Annotated in this window: 19 protein-coding genes; 12 read left to right on the forward strand and 7 right to left on the reverse strand. The window is 63.1% G+C overall.

Translation table 11 applies throughout. The features are described from left to right. Positions 1-99: 99 nt before the first annotated feature. Genes ACQY4V_RS20165 through hisD form a run of 3 tightly spaced genes read right to left on the reverse strand, consistent with a single transcriptional unit; the run spans position 100 to position 3107 of the window. Positions 100-780, reverse strand: coding sequence for an aspartate/glutamate racemase family protein (locus ACQY4V_RS20165; protein WP_428514828.1), 681 nt, complete (start codon positions 778-780; stop codon positions 100-102). A gap of 7 nt (positions 781-787) precedes the next feature. Further along, positions 788-1792 (reverse strand): D-cysteine desulfhydrase, encoded by a 1005-nt coding sequence (locus ACQY4V_RS20170; RefSeq protein ID WP_428514830.1) that lies wholly within the window; start codon positions 1790-1792, stop codon positions 788-790. Positions 1793-1799: 7 nt separating this feature from the next. Then, positions 1800-3107 (reverse strand): histidinol dehydrogenase, encoded by a 1308-nt coding sequence (gene hisD, locus ACQY4V_RS20175; protein WP_428514832.1) that lies wholly within the window; start codon positions 3105-3107, stop codon positions 1800-1802. 306 nt (positions 3108-3413) lie between these two features. On the opposite strand from hisD, the gene ACQY4V_RS20180 reads away from it, so the two are divergent. The 6 genes from ACQY4V_RS20180 to ACQY4V_RS20205 all read left to right on the forward strand — a co-directional run bounded on the left by ACQY4V_RS20180 (position 3414) and on the right by ACQY4V_RS20205 (position 7623). Then, on the forward strand, positions 3414-4106 hold the full coding sequence (locus ACQY4V_RS20180; RefSeq protein ID WP_428514834.1) for an NAD-dependent deacylase: 693 nt from the start codon (positions 3414-3416) through the stop codon (positions 4104-4106). A gap of 270 nt (positions 4107-4376) precedes the next feature. Continuing rightward, on the forward strand, positions 4377-4814 hold the full coding sequence (locus ACQY4V_RS20185) for a DUF1330 domain-containing protein (RefSeq protein WP_428514836.1): 438 nt from the start codon (positions 4377-4379) through the stop codon (positions 4812-4814). Between the two features lie 58 nt (positions 4815-4872). Beyond that, positions 4873-5535 carry a phosphoglycolate phosphatase gene (gene gph / locus ACQY4V_RS20190; protein ID WP_428514838.1) on the forward strand — a complete coding sequence of 221 codons (663 nt, stop codon included), beginning with the start codon at positions 4873-4875 and terminating at the stop codon, positions 5533-5535. A gap of 53 nt (positions 5536-5588) precedes the next feature. Next, positions 5589-5870 carry a hypothetical protein gene (locus tag ACQY4V_RS20195; RefSeq protein WP_428514840.1) on the forward strand — a complete coding sequence of 94 codons (282 nt, stop codon included), beginning with the start codon at positions 5589-5591 and terminating at the stop codon, positions 5868-5870. Beyond that, positions 5867-7162: an acetylornithine deacetylase/succinyl-diaminopimelate desuccinylase family protein gene (locus ACQY4V_RS20200; RefSeq protein WP_428514842.1), complete on the forward strand. Its 1296-nt coding sequence runs from the start codon at positions 5867-5869 to the stop codon at positions 7160-7162. Before ACQY4V_RS20195 ends, ACQY4V_RS20200 begins: the two co-directional genes overlap by 4 nt. 113 nt (positions 7163-7275) lie before the next feature. Continuing rightward, a complete protein-coding gene (locus tag ACQY4V_RS20205; protein WP_428514844.1) occupies positions 7276-7623 on the forward strand; it encodes a hypothetical protein in 348 nt (115 codons plus the stop codon). 14 nt (positions 7624-7637) lie between these two features. On the opposite strand, the gene panC is transcribed toward ACQY4V_RS20205, so the two are convergent. Further along, positions 7638-8480 (reverse strand): pantoate--beta-alanine ligase, encoded by an 843-nt coding sequence (panC, locus tag ACQY4V_RS20210; protein ID WP_428514846.1) that lies wholly within the window; start codon positions 8478-8480, stop codon positions 7638-7640. Further along, positions 8477-9304: a 3-methyl-2-oxobutanoate hydroxymethyltransferase gene (panB, locus tag ACQY4V_RS20215; RefSeq protein WP_428514848.1), complete on the reverse strand. Its 828-nt coding sequence runs from the start codon at positions 9302-9304 to the stop codon at positions 8477-8479. The genes panC and panB overlap by 4 nt, the downstream gene beginning before the upstream one ends. Positions 9305-9505: 201 nt before the next feature. Between panB and ACQY4V_RS20220 the strand changes: the two genes are divergently transcribed. The 6 genes from ACQY4V_RS20220 (at position 9506) to ACQY4V_RS20245 (ending at position 15644) form a co-directional block, all read left to right on the forward strand. Next, positions 9506-10336: a hypothetical protein gene (locus ACQY4V_RS20220; protein ID WP_428514850.1), complete on the forward strand. Its 831-nt coding sequence runs from the start codon at positions 9506-9508 to the stop codon at positions 10334-10336. Then, positions 10333-11499, forward strand: a complete 1167-nt coding sequence (locus ACQY4V_RS20225) for a winged helix-turn-helix domain-containing protein (RefSeq protein ID WP_428514852.1) — start codon at positions 10333-10335, stop codon at positions 11497-11499. The genes ACQY4V_RS20220 and ACQY4V_RS20225 overlap by 4 nt, the downstream gene beginning before the upstream one ends. A 71-nt stretch (positions 11500-11570) precedes the next feature. Beyond that, positions 11571-12311: an SDR family oxidoreductase gene (locus ACQY4V_RS20230; protein ID WP_428514854.1), complete on the forward strand. Its 741-nt coding sequence runs from the start codon at positions 11571-11573 to the stop codon at positions 12309-12311. A gap of 158 nt (positions 12312-12469) precedes the next feature. Beyond that, the gene (gene gmd / locus ACQY4V_RS20235) at positions 12470-13528 is read left to right on the forward strand and encodes a GDP-mannose 4,6-dehydratase (RefSeq protein ID WP_428514856.1); all 1059 of its coding nucleotides are present in this window, start codon (positions 12470-12472) and stop codon (positions 13526-13528) included. Further along, positions 13525-14457, forward strand: a complete 933-nt coding sequence (locus tag ACQY4V_RS20240; RefSeq protein WP_428514858.1) for a GDP-L-fucose synthase family protein — start codon at positions 13525-13527, stop codon at positions 14455-14457. Before gmd ends, ACQY4V_RS20240 begins: the two co-directional genes overlap by 4 nt. After that, positions 14454-15644 carry a DegT/DnrJ/EryC1/StrS family aminotransferase gene (locus ACQY4V_RS20245; protein WP_428514860.1) on the forward strand — a complete coding sequence of 397 codons (1191 nt, stop codon included), beginning with the start codon at positions 14454-14456 and terminating at the stop codon, positions 15642-15644. The genes ACQY4V_RS20240 and ACQY4V_RS20245 overlap by 4 nt, the downstream gene beginning before the upstream one ends. A 59-nt stretch (positions 15645-15703) precedes the next feature. On the opposite strand, the gene ACQY4V_RS20250 is transcribed toward ACQY4V_RS20245, so the two are convergent. Continuing rightward, the gene (locus ACQY4V_RS20250; protein ID WP_428514862.1) at positions 15704-16663 is read right to left on the reverse strand and encodes a KpsF/GutQ family sugar-phosphate isomerase; all 960 of its coding nucleotides are present in this window, start codon (positions 16661-16663) and stop codon (positions 15704-15706) included. Between the two features lie 51 nt (positions 16664-16714). Continuing rightward, on the reverse strand, positions 16715-17635 hold the full coding sequence (locus ACQY4V_RS20255; protein WP_428514864.1) for a rhodanese-related sulfurtransferase: 921 nt from the start codon (positions 17633-17635) through the stop codon (positions 16715-16717). Positions 17636-17647 lie beyond the last annotated feature (12 nt).

Genomic DNA, 17647 nt, shown 5'->3' on the forward strand with positions numbered 1-17647 from the left:
TGTGCGAAACGATTGTTCGATTTGGGATACAATGTATATACAAGTAGAGATTGTCAACAGACCAGTTTCTGAGTGCTGGAGCGCCGTGGTGGCGGCGACTCACTTTGTCGAGAAATCGACGATCGCCTTCACCAGGCAGTCCAGGCTGTCGGTATAAGGGATGGCGTCCGGCAGGCTCTCGTTCATCAGGGAAAGTTCGGTGCAGGCGATGAGCAGGTGATCGGCGCCTTCTTCCGCCATGTCTGCCGCGATGCGTCCCATGTGGGGGGCTAGCGTGTTCAGAGGGCACCCGGCTTTCACCGCGCGAATGATGTCGAGAAGGTCGTCTTCGTCATCGGCCCAGAGCGGTTTCAGGTCATGCGCGTCGAATATTGCGTCGAATACGCCCACCTTGCGCGTCGCGGGGGAGGCCAACATGCCCACGGTTCCCGCGCCGCTTTCGGCAAGATGCCGAGCCGTCAGCTCGATCATGTTCAGGAACGGCAGGCTGGTGGCATTGGCAACGGCCACCGCGTAGTGGTGGGCCGTATTGCATGGCATGGCCAGCGCCTGGGCGCCGGCGCGTTCTAGATCCTGCGCCATGGACATCAGAACTGGCATCGGGTCCTGCCCGTCGCCGTCGATCAGCGCCTTGATCCGGGACGGCACCTGCGGGTTCTGATGTACGATCAGGGGGACATGGTCGGCGTCGTCCTGCGCGGGGATTGCGGAAAGGACCCTTTGCATGAGCAGGATGGTGGCTTCCGGCCCCATCCCGCCCAGGATTCCGACCGGCTTCATCAGGCGCCTATTTCGGCACGTCGAAGCAATGGCTGTAGCCTGTCAGGCCGATCGCTCCGCCGGTGTGAAGGAAGACGACGCGCTCGCCTTTTTTGAAGTGCCCCTTGCGGCAGAGGTCGATGAGACCTGCTGCGCCCTTGGCCGAATAGACCGGGTCGAGCAGGATCGCCTCGGTCCGGGCGAAAAGGTCGATGGCCTCCAGCGTGTCTTCGGCGGGGATGCCATAGCCGGGACCGACGTAATCGGTGTTTGCGACCACGTCGTCGCGTGCGACGACACCGGGGCAGCCCAGCTTCTCGGCCGTCTTGACGGCGAGGTTGTAGACGTTTTCCTCCTGCTTGGGTTTCGGCGCGCGCACGCCAATCCCCAAGAGCGGGATTTGCGCGTTCATCGCCTTGAGACCCGTGATCAGGCCCGCCTGCGTGCCCGCCGAACCTGTTGCGTGAACGATGTGGTCGACGTTCAGGCCCATCGTGACGAACTGGTGCAGCAACTCGAAGGCGCAGTTGACGTATCCAAGCGCGCCGGTGGCGTTGGAGCCGCCCCCGGGGATGGTGTAGACCTTTTTTCCCTCTTCGCGGAACTTGTCAGCCACCGCTTCCATTTCGGCGTTCATGTCGAGATCGGGACCGCGATGTTCCATCGTTGCGCCGTGCAGGTGGTCCAGGAGAACGTTGCCGTTATACTTGTAGTTGTCGTAATTGTAGCCGGTCCGGTCCTCGAGAAGGATGTGGCAGGCGAGCCCCAGCTTGGCCGCTGCAGCCGCGGTCTGGCGGGCGTGGTTCGACTGGGTCGCGCCCTGGGTCATCACCATTTCAGCGCCCTGTTCCTGTGCTTCGGCCATCAGGAATTCCAGCTTGCGGGTCTTGTTTCCGCCGGTGGACAGCCCCGTGCAATCGTCCCGCTTGATCCAAATCTCGGGGCCGCCCAGAGCCTCGCTGAGACGCGGCATGTGTTCAAGCGGCGTGGCAAGGTGGGCGAGGCGTACGCGTGGAAACTTTGCAAGGTTCATCTGGGTCTTATCCTTTGGTATTCACGGTGAGTTTGGCAGGTCCGGCCAGTTTGTCCAGCCGGTTATCGGCGGCCAGGGCGTGGCCCTCCATGCGTTCGGCGCGACTGATGGCGGCGGTGGCGCGCGCGAGGTCGGCAACAGCGTCGTCCGAGACGGTCTGCCAGGTCACGGTTTTGAGAAACTTGTGCACCGAAAGGCCGCCAGTGTAGCGGGCGGCCCCCGACGTCGGCAGCACGTGGTTGGGGCCCGACGCCTTGTCGCCAAAGCTGACGGTGGTGTTCTCCCCAAGGAAAAGCGAACCGTAGGCCGTGAGGCGGGAGCGCCACCAGTCGAGGTGTTCGGCCATAACCTGCAGGTGCTCGGGCGCCTTGGCGTCGGCATACTGCGCCATGTCTTCCGGCGTGTCGCACAGCACGACTTCGGCAAGATCGGCCCAAGCCTGTGTCGCGGCGCTGCGGTTGGGCTCCGGCAGTTCAGCGATCAGGTCGGGCACGCGGGCAAGCACGGTGTCGGCAATCGCGCGGTCCGTGGTAGCCAGCCAGACGGGACTGTTATGGCCGTGCTCGGCCTGACTGACGAGGTCGGCGGCAACGACCTCCGGATCGGCGGTGTGATCGGCCAGCACGAGGCTGTCGGTGGGGCCCGCGAACATGTCGATGCCGATGGGGCCGAACAGCTGACGCTTGGCCTCGGCGACGAAGGCATTTCCGGGACCCACAAGAATATCCGCCGCCGGTGCGCCAAACATGCCGAAGGCCATCGCGGCGACGCCCTGCACCCCGCCGATGCACAGGATGCGCGTCGCACCCGCGAGATGCATCGCGAAAAGCATTGCGTCGGGAATGCCCGCTGCGCCGTTGGGCGGAGAGCAGGCAGTGATGTCGGGTACGCCGGCCTCGCGCGCCGTGGCGATGGACATGAGCGCGGAGGCGATATGCGTGTAGCGCCCGCCCGGCACGTAGCAGCCGGCCGCCTGCACCGGGATCTGGCGCTGACCCGCGATCAGGCCGGGGCGCAGCTCGATCTCCATATCCTGGGCCGTGGCGCGCTGGGCCGCGGCAAAACGAGAGATGTTGTCGTGCGCCCAGCGAATATGCTCCTTCAAATCCTTCGGAACGCGGGCGATCGCGGCTTCGATGCTGGCCGAGGACACCGCGATATCACCGGTCCAGCCATCCAGTTGCCGCGCGTATTCCAGCGCGGTTTGCGCGCCGCCGGCCTTGAGGCGGGCCAGCATCATTTGAACGGTATCGGTGACGTCGGCCATCGTCTGGGGCGGTTGGCCGGGGGCGGTCTTGAGGTAGGTAAGCGGCATGGCAAATCTCCTGTCCGTTTCGGATTGCGCCCTCTGGCCGTGTCAGACAAGGGACATGATCGAAAACAGCCGCTGTTTTTCCAGCTACCAAAGGGTGTTTTCAGGAAATACGAAACTTCCAGCGGTCAAGATTTGAACGCATAGAGCAGTGCTCAGCGCAGAAAATTCGTATGAATTTTCTCGGAGGGCCGATGCCGCGCGGCCGCGCAAAATTGGTCACTGTATTCCAGAAGCGGAGGGTTTCAAAGCTATCGCTAGCAGGTAAATTGAGCAAAGAATGAGAGTTTACCCGGAGGCAACGTCCTGATGTCCAAAATCGTGATCCTGACGGGCGCGGGCATTTCGGCCGAAAGCGGGCTTGGCACGTTTCGCGATCAGGACGGGCTGTGGGCGCAGCACCGGATAGAGGATGTGGCGACGCCGGAGGGGTTTGCACGCAATCCGGGCCTGGTGCAGGAATTCTACAACGCCCGGCGTGCGCAGGCCGCTGCGGCGCATCCCAACGCGGCGCATGAGGCGCTGGCGCTGCTCGAGTCGGACCATGCGAGCGAGGTATTGATCATAACGCAGAACGTGGATGGCCTGCATGAGGCCGCCGGCAGCCGCAACGTGGTGCACATGCATGGGCAGCTCGACCGCGCCCTGTGCCATGCCTGCGGCCACCGCTGGCCGGCGCCAAAGGTCATGCAGCCCGACGATGCCTGCCCCGAGTGCGGGCAAAGGGCGACCCGACCGGACGTGGTGTGGTTCGGTGAGATACCCTACGGGATGGAGCGGATCGACCCGGCGCTGGCTGATGCCGATATCTTTGCGGCAATCGGGACCTCGGGCAATGTGTACCCGGCGGCGGCCTATGGCCAGCATGCGCGCCGGATGGGTGCGCATACGGTTGAACTGAACCTAGAGGTATCCACTGCATCGCGCGATTTCGTGGAGCATCGTCGGGGACCGGCCAGCGAGGTCGTTCCGCTTTGGGTCGAGGAGATGCTGAGGGCGTGAGTGGTTCCGCCCCGGCACGTGGTTTTCTACGCGATACCACAGGCTGATTGGGCTGTTCAGACTCAGCCGGAGGGGAGCGTGGGTGCGTTGGGGTTACAACACCGACATGAAGTTCGGCCGAGGGCCGCATTCCGGATCACCCCGGTGCCGCGGATGACTGAATATCTCTCTTGATAAACGAGTGTTGGATGTTCGGTTGCAGACGACGAGCTCGCACCGCTTTCCTTTCCGGTTCGCGCCCGGCAGAGTGACGGCACGAGAGGGAGCCGGATGTCGCACTACGTTGATCCGTCGAGAGACAGCTTTGCCGCGTTTCGGGCCATGGCTCGCGAAGGCCCGGTTCAAATGCTCAACCTGATCCGTCTGCGCGAGGAGGCGGATTATGGCGACGGTACCGTCGCGACCGGGGCGGAGGCTTATGCCGCCTACGGACAGGAAAGTGCGCCGGTTTTCCGCGATCTGGGCGGCCGGATCGTATGGGCAGGACAGCCCGAGATGATACTGATCGGACCACAGGACGAAGGCTGGGACATCGCGTTCATCGCGGAATATCCAGGTGTCGACGCTTTCGTCGGTATGCTGCGTGATCCCGTCTATCGCCGTGCGGTGCGGCACCGGCAGGCCGCGGTGGCGGATTCCCGTCTTGTTCGAATGCGGCCCGGCACGCCCGGACGCGCGTTTGGTGAGATTGTCCTGAATGATGACTGAGGCGGGATCGACATCCGGACGCCGGTCGCGGGCGGTCATCTTCGATCTGGACGGTACCTTGATCGACAGCGCGCCGGATATTCACGCCGCGGCCAACCGGGTGCTGGAGGGCCACGGCATTGCGCCTTTCACCCTGTCCGAGGCACGGGGGTTTGTCGGCCACGGCGCGGCAGTATTCATCAGGCGATGCCTTGCCGCGCGGGGTTTGGACGACGATAGCGCGTTGCAGGCGCAGGTCCTCCAGCAGTTTCTTGACATCTACGAAGGCGCGGTCCACCTGACGCAGCCGTATCCCGGCGTTACCGCGTGCCTCGACGCCCTGGCTGGCGCCGGTGTCGCGCTTGGCATTTGCACCAACAAGCCCGAGGGGCCGACGGCTTCAGTGCTGGCGCATCTGGACCTGGCGCGGTACTTCAACGTGATCGTCGGCGGTGATACCTTGTCGGTGCGCAAGCCCGATCCGGCGCCCTTGCTGCGGGCCATCAGACAAACCGGCGCAGAGGAGGTCATCTTCGTCGGCGACAGCGAAGTCGATGCGGAAACCTCCCGGACGGCCGGCGTGCCTTTCGCGCTTTTCACCGAGGGGTATCGCAAGACCCCGATTGACGACCTCCCCCAGGCAGGCCGGTTCAGCCACTTCGCTTTATTGCCCGCTCTGGTCGACAGGGTTCTGGGCGACCGCGATGCGCCGCCTGTTGTCAGGTCCGGAGCGGATTGCTAGGCTTTCGAGATGCAGATCTTGCTTGGCCGTTCGACCAAATGCCTCAGCCCAGTGTGACGCTCGCCGATGTTGGCGATCAGCCGAATATGGCCGGAATGTACCGGGAGGTACCGTGTCGGTGCGAGCCCGAACTGCCGGATTTTCAAGTCTGTCCTGCCAGGATCAAGGCACTTGCGCCCCTGGTGAGAAGGTTTCACGTCGATGAGTTCCGGTTCGGCAGGATCGTGCACCAGTCGCACCGGGTGATCGCTTACCGCCTGACGCAGGCCGGTATTTTGCCGGGCAATCCAGGTGGTTACGCCTTCGGACGTGACGTCAGCAGGGCGTGGGCGTGACCGAGGGTGTGACGGCAAAGCTCCTGGCCGAAGTGGCCGCGCGGCGCGATGACCTGAACGGCCTGACGCAAGACCTGATCCGCATACCCACGCTTAATCCGCCGGGCGCGAAGTACCGCGAAATCTGCGATCTTCTGGACCGACGGCTTCTGAAGGCCGGGTTTCAGACCGAACTTGTACGGGCCGAAGGTGCGATTGGCGACAGCGATCGGTATCCGCGCTGGAACATCGTGGCGCGACGCGACGGCAACTCGCCAGGCCAATGCGTGCATTTCAACAGCCATATCGATGTGGTCGAAGTTGGCCATGGCTGGACGATGGACCCGTTCGGTGGCGAGGTGAAGGAAGGGCGCATTTACGGGCGCGGCGCCTGCGACATGAAAGGCGGGCTCGCAGCCAGCATCGTCGCGGCAGAAGCATTCATCGCTGTCTGCCCTGACTACGCGGGCGCGATCGAGATAAGTGGCACCGCGGACGAGGAGTCGGGCGGTTTCGGCGGCGTCGCATACCTCGCGGAGCGGGGCTATTTCAGCCCCTCCCGGGTTCAGCATGTCATTATTCCCGAGCCGTTGAACAAGGACCGGATCTGTCTTGGCCACCGGGGCGTCTGGTGGGCCGAGATCGAGACGATAGGCGAAATCGCGCATGGCTCGATGCCGTTTCTGGGCGATTGTGCCGTCCGGCACATGGGCGCCGTGCTGGCGGAGATGGAAGCGAGCCTGTTCCCGGCGCTGGCGGAGAAACGCACGGACATGCCTGTTGTGCCCGAGGGCGCCAAGCAGTCGACGCTTAATATAAACTCGATCCACGGCGGCGAACGCGAGCAGGAGGCCGACTATACCGGGTTGCCGTCGCCCTGCGTGCCCGATCGCTGCCGCATGGTGATCGACCGGCGCTTCCTGATCGAGGAGGATATCGGCGAAGTCGAACGGGAAGTGCGCGACGTGCTGGAGCGCGTGCGCGCGGGACGGGCCGGATTCGATTACACGATCAAGGGCATCCATAGTGTCGAGCCCACGATGACCGCGCGCGATGCGCCGGTGGTGGGGGCCGTCGCCGAGGCGGTGCAGACGGTATTCCGGCGCGAGGCCGAGTATGTGGTCAGCCCCGGCACCTATGATCAGAAGCATATCGACCGGATCGGGCGGCTGAGCAACTGCATCGCCTATGGGCCTGGGATACTCGACCTCGCGCACAAGCCGGACGAATACGTCGATATCGAGGATATGGTCCAAAGCACCCAAGTTATGGCATTGGCTTTGCACAGCTTGCTGTCTGGCGACGGCCCATGATCACCGCGCCGACCTGGGGCGCGGGATCTGGGCCAAGATGGGCTGCAGGTGTCGGCTTGAATTGGCCGGGCATCGCCGCATCTTGATCGGATATCGAAATCAGGAGGACGAATGTGAGACATTTCGTATTTGCTGCCGTGGCGGCTTTCGCGGCGACGCCGCTTTGGGCGGGTGAACTGGCGTCTGGCGACGAGATCACGTCAACGATTTCCGGCAACACCGTGCAGGGCAACATGGCAGACGGCTCTGCCTATACAGAGTTCTACGACACGGACGGCACGATCAAGGGGGCCGATTACACCGGCGCGTGGCGCGTTGAGGACGATCAGATGTGCTTTGACTACGGCGAAGAGGAAAACTGCTGGGGTGTCGCGATCGATGGAGAGTCCGTCACCTGGATGAACGGTGACACCGCCGACGGAACGGGCACCGTCGTGTCGGGCAACCCGAACCAGTTCTGACGCCTCTATCAGCTTCAGACGGCGATATTGTCGATCAGCCGAACCCCCGCGAGATAGGCGGCGGCGAACAGGCGAGCAGGCTGCGCGGTGTCGGTGACACTGCGCAGATCGCTTTGGGACCGCAGGTCAAGGTAATCGACCTTGGTGAAACCCGCCGTGAGCAGGCGGTCTATGGCACGCTCCCGAAGCGGGGCGAGGGCTTCGCCATGGGCGAGGCCCGTAGCAATCTCTTCCATTTCCTCGTGCAGTCGCGGCGCGATCGTGCGCGCGCGATCGGACAAAAGCAGGTTCCGTGAACTGAGCGCCAACCCGTCAATGTCGCGGATCGTGGGGCAACCGTGGACGGTGACGCCGAGATCCAGATCGGCGGCAAGTCGGCGCACGACGAGTAACTGCTGAAAATCCTTTTCACCGAAATAGGCATCGGTGGCGCGGGTCTGCGTGAAGAGTTTCGTCACCACCGTGGCCACACCGTCGAAATGGCCGGGCCTGTGTGCACCGTCCATCACATCGGTCAGGCCGGACACCGACACGTTCGTGGCGAAACCGCCGGGGTACATCTGGTCGCCATCCGGCACCCACAATGCGTCGACCTCGAAACGCGCGAGCTTTCGCGCGTCGTCATCCTCGGTACGGGGATAGTTGGCAAGGTCTTCGGGATTGTTGAACTGCTTTGGATTAACGAAAATCGTCACGATCACATGGTCGCAGTCGCGCTTTGCGGCCGCCACAAGCGACAGGTGACCGTCGTGAAGCGCGCCCATGGTCGGCACGACGCCGATGCGCGCGCCGGCCCGCAGCCAAGGGGCGGTCATCGTCCGCAGGTCAGGCAGGCTTCGCAGGATAGGCGCAGTCACGTGTTCGGTGCCTTGTCTGAATATACGTGCTCCTCGCCGGGAAAGGCGCGGGCGCGGACCTCTTCGGCGTAGGTGGCGATGGCCCGTTCCGCCTCTTCGCCTAGATGCGCGTAGCGCTTGACGAATTTGGGCTTGAACGCGGTGAAGAGCCCCAGCATGTCGTAATGCACGAGGATTTGCCCGTCGCACCCGGCCGAGGCACCGATCCCGATCGTGGGTATGCCTATCTCGCGGGTGATTTCATCCGAGAGTGGGGCGGGCAGTTTCTCGAGAACGACCGAAAAAGCGCCCGCCTCGGCGATCGCACGCGCGTCTCTCAGAACCTTGCCTGCCCCTTCGTCGCGGCCTTGCACCCGATAGCCGCCCAGCGTGTTGATGGATTGCGGCGTAAGGCCGATATGGGCCATGACCGGCACGCCACGCGCCACCAGAAAGGCGATGGTGTCGGCGATGTGAGCACCGCCTTCGAGCTTGACCGCCGCACAGCCGGTCTCTGCCATGAGCCGCGATGCGTTTCGAAAAGCCTGAGCCGGGCTTTCCTCGTACGACCCGAATGGCATGTCGACGACCAGCATGGCGGTCTTGAGACCCCGTGCCACGGCCTGACCGTGCAGGATCATCATCTCCATCGTGACGCCCAGCGTGTTCGGAAGGCCATGCAGCACCATGCCCACGCTGTCGCCGACCAGCACGAAATCGCAATGTGCATCCATCAGTTCGGCCATGGGCGTGGTATAGGCGGTCAGCGACACGATCGGCGTGGCACCTTTCATAGCGCGGATGTCGTCGGGAAGTGGCGCTGATTTACGGCTTGTTGCGCTCATGGGACGCTCCGGAAATGTGCTCGGTGCGAAAGTAGCTAACAGGTATGTGAAGCTGAATCCAGCGGGTAAGGTCCGAAGGAAACACGCTGAATTCCCGGTGATTTGCATTGCGAGAAACAGGTGCCGCAAGGCGTTTCGGAGCGGGCAGGTCGGGAAGGGGCTTTCAAACCGTACGAGAATCCTTAGGTTGACCTTGCGGAGATGCGGAGCGCGCCCCGCGTTTGCTCTGCCGCCACGGATAGGAGACGTCTCTTGCGTTTTGTTGCAGTTCTCGCCTGGCTGATCCTGGCAGGCACCGGGGTTGCTCTTGCCCAGGACCGCGACACCCGGGCGGAACGTCAGGAGGTCATCCGACTGTTGGGGCAATTGCCCGACATCGCGCCGATCCGCGAGGACCTTCGCTTGTTGGGATTTCGCGGCGACAACCTGGATTTGGCAGTGACGCAGGCCGAATTGTTGTATCGCGACCCGGTCATCGCCGGATACGTCGCCGATCAGGTCATTGCCGCGTTCGAGGATCCGACAGCCGTGCGCGTTTCGGACGGCCTGATGTGGCCTCTGATCGAACGCGGGCTCGGCCACCTGCCGACCCGGGACCTGAAGTTCTATTATACCGTTGAACGCAAGATCATGGAGACACTTACAATCCGGCAGTGTGGTATGGCGGTAAGCAACCGCATGCGCCCGGCGCGGTTTGCCGAACTGACGTCTCGCGTGGCCGCCCGCCTGAATACGGACGCGCTGGAAAAATACTACCGCATCCAGGCACAGGCGGCCCGCATTGGTGCGCGGCGTCAGCCGGTGCGCTTGAGCGAGGTCGCAGCACGTCGGGTCGAAGAGCGACTTCAGGCCAGCATGACGCGCAGCATCATGGCGACCGACCGCGCCGGTGATCTGATGCAGGCGATGATCAACCTTGACCAGGCCAGCACGACCGAGGCCTGCGCCATCGGACGGCTTTTCATGAACACGGTCCTGCAGTTCGAAGGCCGCGCCCTGAGCGATACGCTGGTCTACATGAGCCGCCCTTGAGCGCGCCGCTGCGCATCGGGAATCGGGCCGCACGCCGGCTGTGGCTTCATGCCAACGGGCTGGCCGACAATCCCTCTGGCGCCATCGATGTGATGAAGACGATCCGGCAGTTGGGATTCGTGCAACTCGACACGATCAGGAATGTCACGCGGGCACATCATCACATCTTATGGAGCCGGAACCGGAACTACCGCGAGCGCATCTTGTGGCCGCTTCTTAGGAACCGACAGCTTTTCGAGCATTTCACGCACGATGCCTCGTTGCTTCCGATGGAAGTGCTTCCCTACTGGCAGCGGCAGTTCCGGCGCCTGGGGGCGAAGGTATCGCGCGCGGAGTGGTATCGCTCCGGGTTGGCCCAAGACGATATCCGGCGCATCCGCGAGCGCATCGCTCAGGAAGGAGCGCTTTCGACCCATGCGTTCGACACAAAAGCGGAAAGCCGCGAGATGTGGGCGCGGCCGCCTCATAAAAAGGCGCTCGACCAGATGTGGTACGCGGGAGAGCTGGCAACCAGCCACCGTGAGAACTTCGTGAAATTCTACGATCTTGGCGAGCGCGTGTTCCCCGCAGCCCTGCGCCAGTGCCCGGGCGAGGAGATGGCCGCCGACTGGCTGTGCGATGCCGCGCTGGATCGGCTGGGCATGGCCACTGTGGGTGAGGTGCAGCGGTTCTGGGACGCGATGGATGCGCGCGAGGCCAAGGCATGGTCGGAGCGGCGCGACCTCGTACCGCTGGAGGTCGAAGGCGCGGACGGAATCTGGCGGTCGGCCTGGGGCGTGGCGGATATCGAGACGCGTCTGGCAGCGGCGGAGGGGGTGTCGTCGCACCTGCGGCTGCTCAACCCGTTCGATCCGGCAATCCGCGACCGGGTGCGGCTGGAGCGTTTGTTCGGCTTTGCCTATCGCAACGAGATGTTCGTGCCCAAGGATCAGCGCGTCTGGGGCTACTATGTCTATCCCCTGCTGGAAGGGGACCGCTTTGTCGGACGGCTGGAGTTGAAGGCTGACCGCGCCCCGGGCTGGATGCAGGTAACCGGGTTCTGGCAGGAGCCGGGAGTAAAATGGACCGCGCAACGAATGGCGAAACTGGACCGCGAGTTGACCCGCTTCGGCCGCCTTGCCGGGATCGCGGACATAGGCTGGAACGTGCCGCGCCCGGCGTGATCCGGCAGGCAGGTTGAACCAAGAGCCAAAGCAAGCTGCCATGTGTAGACAGGCGGCAAGGGAGGACCGAGATGCGATTGCAAGGAAAGACGGCGGTGGTGACCGGCGGGGCCAGCGGATTTGGCGCGGGGATCGTGCGCAAGTTCGTGGCCGAAGGGGCCCAGGTGATGATCGCCGACCTCAATGGTCCCGGCGCCATGGCGCTGGCCGAGGAATTGGGTGCGGCGGCCTGCCCGGTGGACGTGTCGGATGGGGCCAGCATGAAGGCGATGACGCTGGCCACGGAGATGACGTTTGGCCTGCCGGATATCGTTGTGAACAATGCCGGAATCACGCACCTGCCGCAGCCCGCCGAGGAGGTTTCGGAAGATGAATTCGACCGGGTCTTCGCGGTCAACTGCAAGTCGGTCTACCTTGCTGCGCAAGCTTTCGTGCCGGGGATGAAGGCACGCGGCTCGGGCGTATTTCTGAACGTCGCTTCGACGGCCGGCGTCAGCCCGCGGCCGAAACTGAACTGGTACAATGCCTCGAAGGGATGGATGATCACGGCGACGAAGGCGCTGGCGGTGGAACTGGCACCCGAAGGAATCCGGGTGAACGCTCTGAACCCGGTGGCGGGGGAGACGCCGCTCCTGAAATCCTTCATGGGCGAAGACACGCCCGAGATGCGGGCAAAGTTCCTGAGCACGATCCCGCTGGGCCGATTTTCAACGCCCGAGGACATGGGCAACGCCGCGGCCTTTCTGTGCAGCGACGAGGCGAGCATGATCACTGGCGTCTGCATGGAGGTCGACGGGGGGCGCTGCATCTGAGCGGGGATATTTTCCGCGCGGACAATGGAGTAGAAAATGCGCATTTTCTATCCCGGAACTTGCGCAAATTCCGGTCCCTGCCGGTGGCGTAGGGCCTGTTCATTTGCCGCATGAGGCTTTATCGGAAAGCGACGGACAAGACCGCGAGGACAAGGCCCATGAAGAAAGCACTGGTTACCGGCGTGACAGGGCAGGACGGCGCCTATCTTTCGGAGCATCTTCTGGCAGAAGGCTACGAGGTGCATGGCATCAAGCGACGCACGTCGCTGTTCAACACCGACCGGATCGACCATCTGTTCGAAGGCGAGCCTGGCCGGACAGGGCAGTTCCAGTTGCATCATGGCGACATGACCGACAGTTCCTCGCTGACGCGCATCCTTCAGGCTGTGCGCCCCGACGAGGTATATAACCTCGCGGCGCAAAGCCACGTGGCGGTGAGTTTTGAAGAACCGGAATATACTGCCAATTCCGACGCCATGGGCGCGTTGCGACTGTTGGAGGCGATCCGGTTCCTGGGGCTAGGCGACAAGACGCGATTCTACCAGGCGTCGACATCTGAACTCTACGGGCTGGTGCAGGAAACGCCCCAGCGCGAGACGACGCCTTTCCATCCGCGCAGCCCCTATGCCGTGGCCAAGCTATACGCCTACTGGATTACGGTGAACTACCGCGAGGCCTATGACATCTATGCCTGCAACGGCATCCTCTTCAATCACGAGAGTCCCATTCGCGGCGAAACCTTCGTGACGCGCAAGATCACCCGGGCGCTGGCGCGGATCAAGCTGGGCACTCAGGACGAGTTACGCCTTGGCAACATGGATGCGCTGCGCGACTGGGGTCATGCGCGCGATTACGTCAAGATGATGCACCTGATGTTGCAGCAGGACAAACCCGAGGATTACGTCATCGCCACAGGCCAGCAATATTCGGTGCGTGAATTCGTCAGACGCGCAGCCGATGTGCTGGGGATGAGCGTGTCCTTCGAGGGCGAAGGCGTGGACGAGGTGGGCCGCGACGAGACCGGCCGCGTGATCGTGCGGGTCGACCCGGCCTATTTCCGTCCCGCCGAGGTGGAGACCTTGCTGGGGGACGCCAGCAAGGCGCGGCAACAGCTTGGCTGGACCCCGGAGACGCCGTTCGAGACGCTGGTCGAGGAGATGGCGCTGGCCGACCTAGAAGAGGCGGCGGCCCAGAAGCGGGCGCAGGAGCAGGGATGAAGGTACTGCTGACCGGCGGGCGCGGCATGGTGGGCCGCGCCATCCAGGAGCATCCGGGGGCGGCGGCGCATGAGATCGTGGCACCGACCAGTGCTCAGCTGGACCTGAGGGACCGGGCGGCGGTGGTGGCGTTTGTGGCCGAAACTGCGCCCGACATCATTATTCATGCGGCGGGCCGTGTTGGCGGGATACAGGCCAACATGGCGAACCCCGCGGCGTTCCTGACCGAAAACATGGACATGGGCTTCAATACCGTCATGGCCGCGCGCGACGCCGGCGTGCCGCGTCTGCTGAACCTCGGCTCGAGCTGCATGTACCCGCATGACGCGCCGAACCCTCTGCACGAGAACAGCCTTGGCAAGGGCGAGCTGGAGCCGACCAACGAGGGATACGGGCTTGCCAAGGTGGCGGTGGCGCGGCTCTGCGCCTTTGTCAGCCGGGAGCGTGAGGATCTGGCTTACAAGACCTTGATCCCGTGCAACTTGTACGGGCTGCACGACAAATTCGACCCTAAGGTTTCCCACTTGGTGCCGGCGATCATCCGGAAGGTGCACGAGGCGAAGGAAAGTGGCGCCGACACGGTGGAGATCTGGGGCGACGGGACTGCGCGGCGGGAGTTCATGTTTTCCGGCGATCTGGCGGATGGGGTCTGGGCCGCCGTCGAGCGGTTCGACGCGCTGCCCGGTGGCATGAATATCGGGTTGGGCTATGACTGTTCGATCAACGAGTATTACGCCGAGGCCGCCCGCGTGATTGGCTGGGAGGGTGCATTCGTGCATGACCTGTCGCGCCCCACCGGCATGAAGCAAAAACTTCTGGACGTAAGCGCGCAAAAGAATTTTGGCTGGGAGGCACGGACCTCGCTGGCCGAGGGGATCGCGCAGACCTACGCGCATTTCCAGGACCTGTTGGAACGGGGGGAAGCATGAGCGAGGCCAAGGGGTTCCCGTTGGCGACGACCAGCTGGGACGAGAAGGAATACGCGGCCATCGACCGGGTAGTCAAATCGGGCATGTTCTCGATGGGGCCGGAGGTGAAGGCCTTCGAGGAGCAGTTCGCGGCGGCTATGGGATCGGCCCATGCCGTGATGGTGAATTCGGGCTCTTCGGCGAACCTGCTGATGGTGGCGGCGTTGCGGTACCATTCGAAGATCGACCTTCCTGCCGGGGCAGAGGTGATCGTGCCCGCGGTCAGTTGGTCGACCACGTACTATCCGCTGCACCAGTACGGTCTGCGGCTCAAGTTCGTGGATATCGACGCCGACACGCTCAACTACGACCTCGAGGCGCTGGAGGCGGCCATCGGTCCCGAGACCAAGGCGATCATGGTGGTGAACCTGCTAGGCAACCCCAACGATTTCACCCGGATCGAGGCCGTTGTCGCCGGGCGTGACATCGTGGTGATGGAGGACAATTGCGAAAGCCTCGGTGCGACGTTCCAAGGGCGGCAGGCGGGCACGTTCGGCATCGCGGGCAGTTATTCGTCCTTCTTCTCGCACCACATCGCCACGATGGAAGGCGGGCTTGTGGCGACCGATGACGAGGAACTGTATCACATCATGCTGTCGGTACGCAGCCACGGCTGGACTCGGCATTTGCCGAAATTCAACCACGTGACGGGCGAGAAAAGTGACGACCCGTTCGAGGAAAGCTTCAAGTTCGTGCTGCCGGGTTACAACCTGCGCCCGCTGGAAATGAGCGGGGCGATTGGGCAGGAGCAGATCGCGAAGCTGCCGATGATCGTCGGCGAACGGCGCAAGAATGCCAAGGCTTTCCGCGGCCTGATGCAGGGCTATCCGCAGATCCGCATCCAGCGGGAGATCGGCCAATCAAGCTGGTTCGGGTTTTCGATGGTGGTGCAGCCCGATGCCGGGTTCTCACGCGCCGACCTGATTGCGGCCCTGGGCCAGCAGGGTGTGGAATGCCGGCCCGTCGTGGCGGGGAATTTTGCCAAGAACGAGGTTGTCACGAAGCATATGGATCACGTGATTCATGGCTCGTTGAAAAACGCGGACGACATTGATGCCAACGGGCTGTTCATTGGCAACCACCATTATCCCCTGAGCGATCAATGGGATCTTCTGCGCGCGGCGCTTGACGCCGTGGCGCGCTCCTGAGGGATCGTCCCAGATTATTCTGCGAATAATCTTGCCTGAGAAAATTCGTACGAATTTTCTCAGGCAACGCCGGCGCGCAGGGCGTCGTGGATGTGGACGAGGCCGACAAGGCGGTTTTCGGTATCGGTCACAAGCAGCACGGTGCGTTTGTTGGCGTTCATCACCCCGAGCGCCTCTATCAGGAGCGTATCCGGCGCGGTGACAAGAGGCGATTTCGTGGCGACTTCGCCTGCCGTGCGTGTCATCAGCCCGTCCATGTTGCGGCGCAGGTCCCCATCGGTGACGATGCCGAGAAGCTGATCCCCCGAGACGACGGCGGCGACGCCAAAGCTCTTGCGGGTCATTTCCACCAGCGCTTCGCCCATGGGGGTGTCTGCGGTCACCAGGGGCAGTTCGTCGCCCGTGTGCATCACTGCCGAGACCTTAAGCAATTGCGCACCCAGTGTGCCGCCGGGATGGAAGGCGAGGAAGTTCTCACGCTCGAAGCCACGTAGTTTCATCATTGCGACGGCCAGCGCGTCGCCCATCGCCATGGTGCAGGTGGTCGACGTCGTTGGCGCCATGCCGATGCCGCAAGCCTCTGGCGCGTCGGGCAATGTCAGCACGTGATCGGCCTGTCGCGCCAATGCGCTGTCGGATTTCTTGGTGAGCGCTACGAGCGGGATCGAGAAGCGCGCGCAATGGGCGATGATGTCCGCCAATTCGCGGGTCTCACCGGAATTGGAGATCAGGATCACGGCGTCCTGCGCAGTCACCATGCCAAGATCGCCGTGGCTGGCCTCGCCCGGATGGACGTATTGCGCCGGCGTGCCGGTGGAGGCGAAGGTGGCGGCAATCTTTGCCGCGACGTGGCCGGATTTGCCCATGCCCGAGACGATGACGCGGCCCGGCACCTTCAGCAGGCACTCGACCACGGCGTCGAAGTCGTCGGGCAGCGTGTCACGCATCAGGTCGAGCGCATCGCGTTCGATGGTGAGCACGTCACGCGCGATATCGGTGGGGGTCGGAGTGTCCGTCATGGAGGTCGCTCTTCTATGCTGCGCCGAGCCTGTCCGAGCGGGCAGGGCCGGTCAAGTTTCGTCCTCGTGGACGACCTTGATATGGGTCGTTCCACGGGCTTCGGCCAAGGCCATCTGTTTCTGGCGTTCGCGAAAGCGCTCTTTGTCCCTCTCTGTGGTTTCATGCGTGCAGAGGTGGCAGGAAACACCCTGTTCGTATTCCGAGCGGCTAGTGTCTTCTGGCAGGATCGGACGGCGGCAGGCGTGGCACAGAAGATGTGGTCCTTCCCTGAGGCCATGGCCCACCGACACGCGGCCGTCGAAGACGAAGCATTCGCCGTTCCAGGTGCTGTCTTCGGGGGGAACCTCTTCAAGGTATTTCAGAATGCCACCCTTGAGGTGATAGACATCATCGACCCCCTGGCCCAACAGGTAGTTGGTGGACTTCTCGCAGCGGATGCCTCCGGTGCAGAACATAGCGATGCGCTTGTTGTGAAAACGGTGCTTGTTTTTCTCCCACCATGCGGGGAAGTCGCGGAAGCTGTCGGTCTTGGGGTCGATGGCGCCTTGGAACGTGCCGATGGCCACCTCGTAATCGTTGCGAGTGTCGATGACGGCGACGTCGGGCGACTGGATCAACTCGTTCCACTCGGCGGGGTCGACGTAATGCCCGACCCGTGCGACCGGATCCACGTCGGGCTGGCCCATCGTCACGATCTCTTTCTTCAGCCGCACCTTGAGGCGACGGAACGGCTGAGACGCGGCCGTACTTTCCTTCCACTCCAGATCGCCACAGCCGGGCAGGCCTTGAATGTGGGCAAGCACCGCATCGATCCCGGCGCGCGGCCCCGCGATGGTGCCGTTGATGCCTTCTTGAGCCAGCAACAGAGAGCCGGAAATCTTCTCGGCCTCGCATAACGCGAGCAATGGACCCTGTATGGCGGCAGGGTCGTCGAACCGGGTGAAATGGTAGAGCGCGGCGATGGTATACATGCGCCGCGATCT

It is taken from the genome of Roseovarius sp., from assembly GCF_965277045.1.
In the GTDB taxonomy this organism is placed as follows: domain Bacteria; phylum Pseudomonadota; class Alphaproteobacteria; order Rhodobacterales; family Rhodobacteraceae; genus Roseovarius.

Excerpts from the sequence above, each read along its gene's own strand:
- ACQY4V_RS20165 (WP_428514828.1), bottom strand. The coding sequence starts at position 780 with ATGAAGCCGGTCGGAATCCTGGGCGGGATGGGGCCGGAAGCCACCATC.
- ACQY4V_RS20170 (WP_428514830.1), bottom strand. The coding sequence starts at position 1,792 with ATGAACCTTGCAAAGTTTCCACGCGTACGCCTCGCCCACCTTGCCACG.
- hisD (WP_428514832.1), bottom strand. The coding sequence starts at position 3,107 with ATGCCGCTTACCTACCTCAAGACCGCCCCCGGCCAACCGCCCCAGACG.
- ACQY4V_RS20180 (WP_428514834.1), top strand. The coding sequence starts at position 3,414 with ATGTCCAAAATCGTGATCCTGACGGGCGCGGGCATTTCGGCCGAAAGC.
- ACQY4V_RS20185 (WP_428514836.1), top strand. The coding sequence starts at position 4,377 with ATGTCGCACTACGTTGATCCGTCGAGAGACAGCTTTGCCGCGTTTCGG.
- panB (WP_428514848.1), bottom strand. The coding sequence starts at position 9,304 with ATGAGCGCAACAAGCCGTAAATCAGCGCCACTTCCCGACGACATCCGC.
- ACQY4V_RS20220 (WP_428514850.1), top strand. The coding sequence starts at position 9,506 with ATGCGGAGCGCGCCCCGCGTTTGCTCTGCCGCCACGGATAGGAGACGT.
- ACQY4V_RS20230 (WP_428514854.1), top strand. The coding sequence starts at position 11,571 with ATGCGATTGCAAGGAAAGACGGCGGTGGTGACCGGCGGGGCCAGCGGA.
- gmd (WP_428514856.1), top strand. The coding sequence starts at position 12,470 with ATGAAGAAAGCACTGGTTACCGGCGTGACAGGGCAGGACGGCGCCTAT.
- ACQY4V_RS20240 (WP_428514858.1), top strand. The coding sequence starts at position 13,525 with ATGAAGGTACTGCTGACCGGCGGGCGCGGCATGGTGGGCCGCGCCATC.
- ACQY4V_RS20245 (WP_428514860.1), top strand. The coding sequence starts at position 14,454 with ATGAGCGAGGCCAAGGGGTTCCCGTTGGCGACGACCAGCTGGGACGAG.
- ACQY4V_RS20250 (WP_428514862.1), bottom strand. The coding sequence starts at position 16,663 with ATGACGGACACTCCGACCCCCACCGATATCGCGCGTGACGTGCTCACC.
- ACQY4V_RS20255 (WP_428514864.1), bottom strand. The coding sequence starts at position 17,635 with ATGTATACCATCGCCGCGCTCTACCATTTCACCCGGTTCGACGACCCT.